Origin of the sequence: Micromonospora sp. NPDC048842 (genome assembly GCF_040649935.1) — a bacterium.
Taxonomy (GTDB): Bacteria; Actinomycetota; Actinomycetes; order Mycobacteriales; family Micromonosporaceae; genus Micromonospora; species Micromonospora hortensis.
The window spans coordinates 22,820-31,608 of the sequence record NZ_JBEZGK010000019.1; the positions used below are offsets into that span (position 1 = coordinate 22,820).

General features: G+C 71.6%; 11 protein-coding genes. 4 read left to right on the forward strand and 7 right to left on the reverse strand.

What is annotated here, in order from left to right; translation table 11 throughout:
- From AB0C19_RS23920 to AB0C19_RS23940, 5 genes are all read right to left on the reverse strand, one after another.
- Complete coding sequence (locus tag AB0C19_RS23920) at positions 1–765, reverse strand: VOC family protein (RefSeq protein WP_357188777.1); 765 nt, start codon at positions 763–765, stop codon at positions 1–3.
- A gap of 94 nt (positions 766–859) precedes the next feature.
- The gene (locus AB0C19_RS23925; protein WP_238679917.1) at positions 860–1,597 is read right to left on the reverse strand and encodes an ABC transporter permease; all 738 of its coding nucleotides are present in this window, start codon (positions 1,595–1,597) and stop codon (positions 860–862) included.
- A gap of 10 nt (positions 1,598–1,607) precedes the next feature.
- Positions 1,608–2,549, reverse strand: a complete 942-nt coding sequence (locus AB0C19_RS23930) for an ABC transporter ATP-binding protein (RefSeq protein WP_357188780.1) — start codon at positions 2,547–2,549, stop codon at positions 1,608–1,610.
- Positions 2,546–2,857, reverse strand: coding sequence for a transcriptional regulator (locus AB0C19_RS23935; RefSeq protein WP_357188782.1), 312 nt, complete (start codon positions 2,855–2,857; stop codon positions 2,546–2,548). The genes AB0C19_RS23930 and AB0C19_RS23935 overlap by 4 nt, the downstream gene beginning before the upstream one ends.
- Complete coding sequence (locus AB0C19_RS23940) at positions 2,854–3,492, reverse strand: transporter (RefSeq protein ID WP_357188784.1); 639 nt, start codon at positions 3,490–3,492, stop codon at positions 2,854–2,856. Before AB0C19_RS23940 ends, AB0C19_RS23935 begins: the two co-directional genes overlap by 4 nt.
- A gap of 135 nt (positions 3,493–3,627) precedes the next feature.
- Between AB0C19_RS23940 and AB0C19_RS23945 the strand changes: the two genes are divergently transcribed.
- Genes AB0C19_RS23945 through AB0C19_RS23960 form a run of 4 tightly spaced genes read left to right on the forward strand, consistent with a single transcriptional unit; the run spans position 3,628 to position 5,911 of the window.
- The gene (locus AB0C19_RS23945) at positions 3,628–4,023 is read left to right on the forward strand and encodes a type VII secretion target (protein WP_357188786.1); all 396 of its coding nucleotides are present in this window, start codon (positions 3,628–3,630) and stop codon (positions 4,021–4,023) included.
- Entirely contained in the window at positions 4,020–4,946 is a 927-nt protein-coding gene (locus AB0C19_RS23950; protein ID WP_238687144.1) for a WXG100 family type VII secretion target, read from the forward strand. The genes AB0C19_RS23945 and AB0C19_RS23950 overlap by 4 nt, the downstream gene beginning before the upstream one ends.
- A gap of 9 nt (positions 4,947–4,955) precedes the next feature.
- A complete protein-coding gene (locus tag AB0C19_RS23955; protein WP_357188789.1) occupies positions 4,956–5,300 on the forward strand; it encodes a YbaB/EbfC family nucleoid-associated protein in 345 nt (114 codons plus the stop codon).
- Positions 5,300–5,911: a hypothetical protein gene (locus AB0C19_RS23960; protein WP_357188790.1), complete on the forward strand. Its 612-nt coding sequence runs from the start codon at positions 5,300–5,302 to the stop codon at positions 5,909–5,911. The genes AB0C19_RS23955 and AB0C19_RS23960 overlap by 1 nt, the downstream gene beginning before the upstream one ends.
- On the opposite strand, the gene AB0C19_RS23965 is transcribed toward AB0C19_RS23960, so the two are convergent.
- Positions 5,900–8,305, reverse strand: coding sequence for an AAA family ATPase (locus AB0C19_RS23965; protein ID WP_357188792.1), 2,406 nt, complete (start codon positions 8,303–8,305; stop codon positions 5,900–5,902). The two genes, AB0C19_RS23960 and AB0C19_RS23965, sit on opposite strands and share 12 nt — an antisense overlap.
- A gap of 278 nt (positions 8,306–8,583) precedes the next feature.
- Positions 8,584–8,789: hypothetical protein (locus AB0C19_RS23970; RefSeq protein WP_357188794.1), on the reverse strand; the 206-nt coding region annotated here is incomplete at its 5' end.

Consider the following 8,789-nt stretch of genomic DNA (forward strand, 5'->3'; position numbering starts at 1 on the left):
TCAGGGGCCCAGGTCGATGACGGAGAAGAGGGCGCCCTGGGGGTCGCGGAGGGCGGCGAAGCGGCCCGCCGGGATGTCGCGGGGCGGGACCAGGATGGTTCCGCCCAGCTCGGCGGCGCGGGCCGCGGCGGCGTCCGCGTCGGCCACCGCGAAGTACACGGTCCAGTACGCGGGCAGGTCGGCCGGGAAGTCGTTGGCCAGCGGCGGCATCATCCCGGCGACGATCTGCGTCCCGAGCCGCCACCCGGTGTAGGTCATCGCGCCCACCGCCTGGTCGTCGGGTTGCCAGCCGAACACCAGCTCGTAGAAGACCTTCGCGCCCTCGGGATCGGGGGTGACCAGCTCGTTCCAGCTCATCGCGCCCGGCGCGTTGAACACCTCGGCACCGGCCATGGCCAGTGGCTGCCACACGCTGAACGTGGCGCCGGCCGGGTCGGCGAAGACCGCCATCCAGCCCCTGTCGAAGACCTCGAACGGGGGTACGACGACCTGCCCGCCGGCCCGTTCGACACGGCCGGCGACCAGTTCGGCGTCGTCGGTGGCGAGGTACGTCGACCAGATCGGGACCTGGTCCGGTATCGCGGGCGGGCCGGCGCCGGCCACCGGCTTACCGTCGAGCAGGAAGACCGTGTAGCCGCCCGCCTCGGGCTCCGGGGTGACCTGGCCGGTCCACCCGAACAGCTCCGGGTAGAAGCGCCGCGCGTCGGTCAGGTCCGGGGTGGCCAGGTCGGCCCAGCAGGGCGTACCCGGCGGGACGGTGCTCACGTCAAGACCCCTCTCGGCCCGGGCGGCCACGGCGGCCCCCTGCCGGAATCCTGGCACCGTCCCGCCGCGGCCCGGGGCGGAAACGGACGAATCGTCAGCTGAACCGGCGACCCTCGTCTCGCCGGTACGCCCAGCCGGCGAGCGCGGCGAGCAGCACCACCCAGACACCGAGCATGATCACTGCCAGCGGCTCCACGTCGTAGTCGGCCGCCGCCGCCCACATCAGTTCGGCAGCGCCCCGGGTGGGCAGGTACGGCGCGATCGTCTCGATGAACCCGGGCGCGTCACCCGGCGCGGAGAGCAGGCCGCCGCCGAAGGCCAGCGGCAGGAAGAGCACCTGCGCCACCACGATCGCCGCCTTGCTCGGCAGCGAGTAGCCGATGGCGAGCCCCATCAGCGTGAACGGCACCGAGATGACGGCCACGGTGCCGAGGGCCAGCAGGAACGCCGCAGGGGTGACCTGGGCCGCGGTCAGCGTCGCGCCGATCACGACGACCGGGATCAGCGAGAGGTAGGTCAGCGCCAGGCCGGCCAGCACCCGGCCGGCGAACCGCGGCGCCGGCCCCGCCGGCAGGGTCCGGGTGTACGGGTTCCAGGGCTGGTCGCGGTCCTCGGCGACACCGACGCCGTACTGGAAGATGTTGGCGCTCATCACCGAGAAGGTGACCATCGACGCGGTGGCGTAGGTGGCGCCGACCGGATCGTCACCGGCGAACGGCACCACGAAGAAGATCATGGCGGCGGCCGGAAAGAAGGCGCTGCCGAAGACGGCCACCGGAATCCGGATGATCTCCAGGAGTTGGTAGCGGGCGTGGACCAGGGCGAGCTGCACGGGGGCCTCCTCAGACTGTGGTGGGTCGGCCGCCGGCAGCGGCGGTGGTGGGTCGGCCGGTGCCGGCGGGCACGTCCCCGCTGGTCGCCTCTCCGCTGGTGATGGCGAGGAACGCCTCCTCCAGCGAGGTCGGCCGTACCTCCAGGTCGGTGAACGGGGTCTTGGTCGTGACCAGCGCTCGGACCAGCTCATCGGCGTCGGTGGTGAGCAGGTGCAGTCGACCGTCGACCCGTTCGGTGCGAACCACCCCGGGCAGGTCGGGCAGGTTGTCGGCGACCAGGCTGACCCGGCGTACGCCCACGATGCCGCGCACCGCGTCCACGCTGTCGTCGGCGAGGACCCGGCCCTGCCCGATGACCACCACCCGGTGGGCGAGCGCCTCCACCTCCTCCAGGTAGTGGCTGCTCAACAGCACGGTGCCACCGTCGTCGTGGAATGCCCGGATCGCCTCCCACAGGGTGTGCCGGGCGGCCACGTCCAGGCCCGTGGTCGGCTCGTCGAGCAGCACCAGCCGGGGCCGGCCGACGAACGCCAACGCCACCGCCAACCGGCGACGCTGCCCACCGGAGAGCCCACCGGTCTGCCGCCGTGCCAGGTCGGCGAGACCGAAGCGGTCCAGCAGCTCGGCCCGGGGTACCGGGTCGGGGTAGTGCGCGGAGACGAAGTCGACCACCTCGCCGACGCGCAGCGTGCCGGGCAGGCCGGTCTCCTGCGGGGTGACCCCGATCTGCCGCCGGCTCGCCGGGTCGCGGGGGTCGCCACCGAACAGCTCCACCCGCCCGGAGCTGGGGCGGCGCAGACCTACCAGCAGGTTCATCAGGGTGCTCTTGCCGGCGCCGTTCGGCCCGAGCAGGCCGACCAGCTCACCGGCCCGGACTTCCAGGTCGACACGATCGAGGGCGAGGACGTCGCCGTACCGGCGGCTGGCCTGGTCGGCGCGGGCGAGGGTCATGACAACTCCTTCGACGGGGCGGGGTCGAGCAGGGCGCGTATCGCTTCGGTGTACTCCTCGAACGCCAGTCGGCCTCGCCGGCTGAGCCGGACCAGGGTCGCCGGGGTGCGTCCACGATGGGTCTTGCTGATCTCCACGTAGCCGGCGTCCTCGAGTTTGCGCAGGTGCACAGAGAGGTTGCCGGCGGTCATCGCGAGCAGCTCCTGTAGCCGGGGGAACGCGATCCTGTCGCCCTCGCTGAGGGCGGAGAGGCTGGCGACCACCCGCAGCCGGGCCTGCGCGTGGATGACCGGATCCAGCTCGGTCACGGCTGCTGTCGCTGTCGCCGCCGGGCGAGCGCGCCGGCCACCAGAATTCCGCCACTGCCCGCCACCGCCATGACCAACGCGTGCCAGCCCGGTCCGGCGAACGCGCCGAGCAGGTTGATCACGCTGATCCAGACGCCGAGGCGGAACAGGTCCCGGTCCAGCCAGATCGCCCCGCCCGCCATCTGCAGCGCGCCGATCAGCCCGACCGAGGTGGTCGACCAGAGCAGCGCCGCCAGATCGTGCGGCAGGTGCCCGCTGATCCGGCCGAGCCCGGCGTAGACGCCCAGCGATCCCAGGCCCCAGGCGTACCCGTACCAGCGGCCACGCTGGGCGGAGTCGCCGCTCACCTGGTCGTAGGCCCGCTCCCTGGCCGTCGCCTGCACTGCGGCAGCGGCCAGCAGCAGTACGAAGAGGACGGTCAGCGGCAGCCAGCTGGGCAGTGCAACCAGAGCCCGGTCACCAGGGGTGAACCGGAGGAAGAACAGCCCGAAGCCGATCAGCCAGGCGACACCCCACGGCCAGTAGAGCAGGCGGGCGTCGGGATCGAGTCGGCGTGCCGTCGCCGACCGTTGGTCCTGGATCAGCCGGAGCGCCGCCGCCGCGTCGGTGGGTGGTGAATCATCGTCGGGGTCCACGCAAACTACTTTAAAACACAAAGTCGAGTTGAGTGACCCCGTCATCACCGATGGGACCCCCCGATCGAGGCGAGCAGTGCCTATGGTGGTCAGTCGTGACGACTGATCCGTCGCACAGGCCACAGGGGAGGGTTCGTGTCAAGCCCGAGCAATGAGTTGGAGGTCCAGCCGGAGGCTCTGACGGCGTTCGCCGCCGGTTCCAGGGATCGGGCGGCCCGTTTCCGCGAGCTGCACCGCGCCTTCGGTGACGGGCACGTGCCACGGCACGCCTTCGGGGTGATGCCGGCGTCCTTCAACCTCGCGGCGACGTACGCCGAGCAGTTCGAGGCGTGCCTGCAAGGGCTCGCTGACGGCGCCGAGATGATGGCGGACATCGCCGAGGGGCTCACTGACACCGCCGCCGCCTACACCGGCACCGACGCGGCCAACACCGACCTCTTCGTCCCCGGACGCCCGCCCGCTCCCGACGTCATCGCACCCGGCCCCTGGTCGGGTGGCACCGGCGCTCCGAACGGTTCGGTGCCGGCGTGAGCACCGAGGCGTTGCAGCGCAACAAGACCTACTTCGAGCAGATCGTCTCGGGCACGCCCGAACCCTTCAAGCCGCTCTCCAACGCGGTGCTCTGGCCGTTCGAGCAGCTGCTGGAGCTGGTCGCTGGCGAACCGGACGACCTGATGCGGGCCGCGCAGCTCTGCCTGGACACCGGCGCCGCGGTACGGGAGATCGCCGGCGACCAGATCGCCGACCGGGCCCGGTTGCGTGGCGCCTGGACGGGCGACGCCGCCGAGGGCTTCCATGCCTCGATGGAGTCGGTGGAAGCGGCGATCGAGGAACTGGCCCAGGGGCTCGACGGCACCAAGGACGTGCTGGTCGAGGCAGCGAACGCGGCGGTGGACGCGTTCAATCTGCTGGTCGAGCTGATCCTCGAGTTCCTGCTCTGGTTCCTCACCGAGGTGATCATCGCGGCGGTGGCCGCGGCGCTGAGCGCCGGCGTCTCGTTGGCCGCCACAGTGGTCCGGGTGCTAGCCCGGCTGGCCACCACAGTGGGTCGGATGGTCAAGATCGTCGCCCGGTTCGCCGAGGTGCTCACCCGCCTCGCCGCCCGGTTGGGCAAGGTCGCCGGGCAGCTCCGCAAGTACGCGGACACCGTCATGGAGCTCAAGCAGCGGAAGAAGCAGTACAAGCTGCTCAGCAAGGGCGGCTGGACGCCAGAGGGGCGCGCCTTCCAGGTCGAGAAGTTCAAGACCCTCTTTCCGGGCAAGTTCGTCATCAACCAGGTCTCGCCGGTCAACATCCCCGGGTTCGGAGGCGCTCTGCTGGACACCGGCGTGGGCCTGCACGACATCTCCGACGGGCAGAAGGACCGCAACTACCTGGTGGACGGCACGTACAGCGAGGACCTGGGCCCGTACACAGTGGGTGTGCAGAATGTCTTCGACTCCATCGTGAACTGAGAGGCAGCCATGACCTTCCCCGCTCTGGACCGAATCGAGGCGCTGGCTCGCAACCTGGACGGATGGCAGCGGCAACTCGCCGACCGGATGGCGGAGCTGGAGCAGACCAGCGCCGAGGGCGTGAGCGACTCCGGCCTGGTACGGGTCACCGCCGCGGCCGACGGCAAGATCGTTTCAACGGAGCTGAACGCGCGAGCGATGCGTCTGGATTCCTACAGCCTGGCCGAGGAGTTCACAGCGGCCGCCAACCGGGCGCAGGAGGCTGCCGCGGCCCGGGTCCGGGAGTTGGTCGGCGAGGTCATCGGCGAGCCAGGCGGCGGTCCGCGCCGGCCCACCGACCACGAGGGGCGCTGATGACGGCCGACGAGAGTCAGGCACGGTACGTCGAGGGGATCACCCGACTGCTGGCGGCCGGGGAGCAGGTGCGCGCGGTGGCCCAGGTGCGAGCGGGCGGAGGGCTGACGCCGGCGCCGCCCGCACAGCCATCGGCCCCGCCCGCCACGGGTGGGCCGGGCTTCCTGGGTGTCCTGCTCAACGTGCTGTCACCGAACATCACCTTCGGTCGGGCGGACAACGCCGTCGACTGGCTCTTCTTCGGGGTCGGAGGTCGAGGCGAGCCAGATTCCCAGGCATCAGTGCTGCACCATGCAGTGACCGCGGCGGTGAAGGGCCCCGGCCTTCGAACCCTCGTGCTGGGGGTCACCGACCAGCGGCTGCTGCTCGGCGCGACAGCACCCGTCGGGCTGCTCTCCAACTCGGCGGCGGACGAACAGGCGAAGGCCGACATCGAACTGCTCGGGTCCGTCCCGCGCACGGCCGTCACCGCCCGGGTCGGCAGGTACCGGCTGAACTGGAAGCGGCTGCGGATCGACTTCGTCGACGGGTCGTGGCTGTCGTTCCACGTGCCGCTGGCCGACTCCAGCCGCCCGCTGCGGGAGGTCGCGGCAGCCCTGTCAGCCCGCTGACCCGCCGACGAGCGGGGCGGGCAGCGGCGCAACGTGCAGCACCGCCAGCCGGGACACCGCCCGGGTGAGCACCACGTACAACCGGTGCAGCCCGCGCGGCTCGGCCGCGACGATCGCGGCCGGCTCGACCACCACCACGTGGTCGTACTCCAGGCCCTTCACCAGCGTCGCCGGCACCACTGTGACCCGCTCAGCGGCCGCCACGTCGTCGGCGGTCGCGGTTTCGACACCGGCCTCGGCCAGCGCCGCGCGCAGGCCGTCGACCGCGTCGTCCGCGGCGATCACACCGACCGAGCCGTCGTGCGCGAGTGCCGCCTGCACCTCGGCCACCGTCGCCGAGGTCAGGTCGGTCACCGTACGCACATCCAGGCCGCCGTCGTGGCGCAGCGACTCGGCCGGCGGTACGTCCACCGCGAGCGCCGGGAGCAGCAGGTTCGCGAATGCCACGACTGCGGCGGGCACCCGGAAACCGACTGTCAACGGGACCACCACCGCGTCCGGCTTGCCCAGATGGGCGAGGGATTCCCTCCAGTCCGTCGCCGCCCACGGCGCGGTGCCCTGGGCGAGGTCACCGAGGAGCGTGACCGAGCCGTGCTCGCTGCGCCGCGCGATGGCCCGACACTGCATCGGGGAGAGGTCCTGCGCCTCGTCCACCACCACGTGTCCGAACCCGGAGAGCCGTTCCAGCAGCCCGGTCGCCTCGTCGATAAGCACCGCGTCGGCAGCGGTCCAACGGGTCGCCTTCGGCGTGCGGGCCGGCTTCGCCCAGCTGAGCTGCGCCTGCTCGGCGTCGCTGAGCAACCCGTCCGCCGCGGCGGCGAGCCGGTCCGGGTCGGAGAACAGGCCGTGCACCAGCCCTTCCGGGGTGAGCGCCGGCCAGACCGCGTCCAGGAAATCGAGTACGGGCCGGCAGCGGCTCATCCGGCGCAGCCAGGCATCGCTGGGCGACTCCGCACGCCGTGCCTCGGCCTGCCGTTGCAGCAGGCTCACCACCCGCGCCTGGACACGTTCCCGACCCGTGCCGTACGGCAGCCCCTCCCGGCGGGTCTCTTCGACGATCCGGTGCAACGGCTCCACCCCGATGCGCCAGCGGAACGAGCCGTCCGACACGGTGATCGACTCGGTCGGGCTGCCGATCTGCCCCTGCACCGCGCGCCGCAGCACGCTCGCCATCCGTACGTCGTGTTTGAGCGCGGCCACCGCCGGCGCCTCGACCGCCCGCACCGCCACCCGGGAGATCAACTCCTCCACCGTTGCCTGCTCGACCTCGACCTCACCGAGCGCCGGCAGCACCGCCGCGATGTACGACAGGAAGGCCCGGTTCGGCCCGACGATCAGCACACCCGCCCGCCGCAACCGCTCCCGATGCAGGTAGAGCAGGTACGCGGCCCGGTGCAGACCGACAGCCGTCTTTCCCGTACCCGGCGCGCCCTGCACACAGATCGAGTCGGCCAGGTCAGCCCGAACCAGCTCGTCCTGCTCCGGCTGGATCGTGGCGACGATGTCCCGCATCGGCCCGACGCGTGGACGCTCGATCTCGGCGGTGAGGATCCGACTGGTCGTACCGAGCTCTTCGCCCCGATCCAGCCGCTCATCCTCGAAACTGGTCAGCAGACCATTGCTGAACCCGAACCGCCGCCGAACCGCCACCCCCTGCGGATCCCGCACACTGGCCCGGTAGAACGAACGGGAGACAGGTGCCCGCCAGTCCAGCACCAACGGCTCACCACGCTCATCGGTGACATGCCGCCGCCCCACGTGATACCGCCGACCGTGATGATCGCCGCTGGTGTCGGGTGCGGTCGGGTCGTTGGCGGGTCTGCTGGCTGTGGGCCTGTCCCTCGTCGTGCTGTTGTCCGTGGGCCTGCCGTCCGTGGGCCTGCCGTCCGTGGTCCTGCCGTCCGTGGTCCTGCCGTCCGTGGTCCTGCCGTCCGTGGGCCTGCCGTCCGTGGTCCTGCCGTCCGTGGTCCTGCCGTCCGTGGGCCTGCCGTCCGTGGGCCTGCCGTCCGTGGTCCTGCCGTCCGTGGTCCTGCCGTCCGTGGGCCTGCCGTCCGTGGTCCTGCCGTCCGTGGGCCTGCCGTCCGTGGGCCTGCCGTCCGTGGTCCCGGTGTTGGTGGTGCTGTTGTTCGGGGCGCCGGCGAAGTCGAGGCGGCCGAAGAAGAGCGGGGTGGTCGGGTCGTCGGCCAGCTCGGCGACCCGGCGGGCCAGGGTGCGGCCGAGCGTCTCCGCCGCGTACGCGTCGCCGGCCACCTGGTCGCCGGTGGCGAAGAGAGACTCGGCCCGCTCCCGCATCCGACCCAACGCGGCCCGCGAGGTGGTGAGGTGTGCGCGCTCGGCGGCCAGGTCCGCGTCGAGGTCGGTGTCGAGCTGGGTGTCGAGGTCAAGTGCGGGCATGCTGACGTCCCATCGTTCACATCTGCTGCGCGCTCGCGTGTCCGGGGGCGGATGGCCGGCCGCCCGGCGCGAAGACGTCCGTTCCGGTGCAGCTCACCTCGGCCGTCAAGCGGGCTGCAACCCTACGCTCCCCAACCCGACGTATCCAGCGAATTACCGACGCGACCACCCGTCCGAGACGGCGTGTTGCCCGGTCGGGTGTCGTTCGGCGACCACGCCCCGCTCCGCGCCGAACTTCTTGAGGCCGCGACCGTCGCGACGCCGGTGATCCACTCGACTTACAGGAAGTCGCGGTGTCTGGGCCGGTGCGACAACCCGGTTTTCAGGAAGCCGAGTCGATCACCGGAAGACACGGCTGAGGCGGCAGGGACAGCAGGCTTGTCGAGGTCGAGGTCGAGGTCGAGGTCGAGGTCGAGGTCGAGGTCGAGGTCGAGGTCGAGGTCGAGGTCGCGATGACGGTGGCGACCGCGGTGGCGACCGCGGT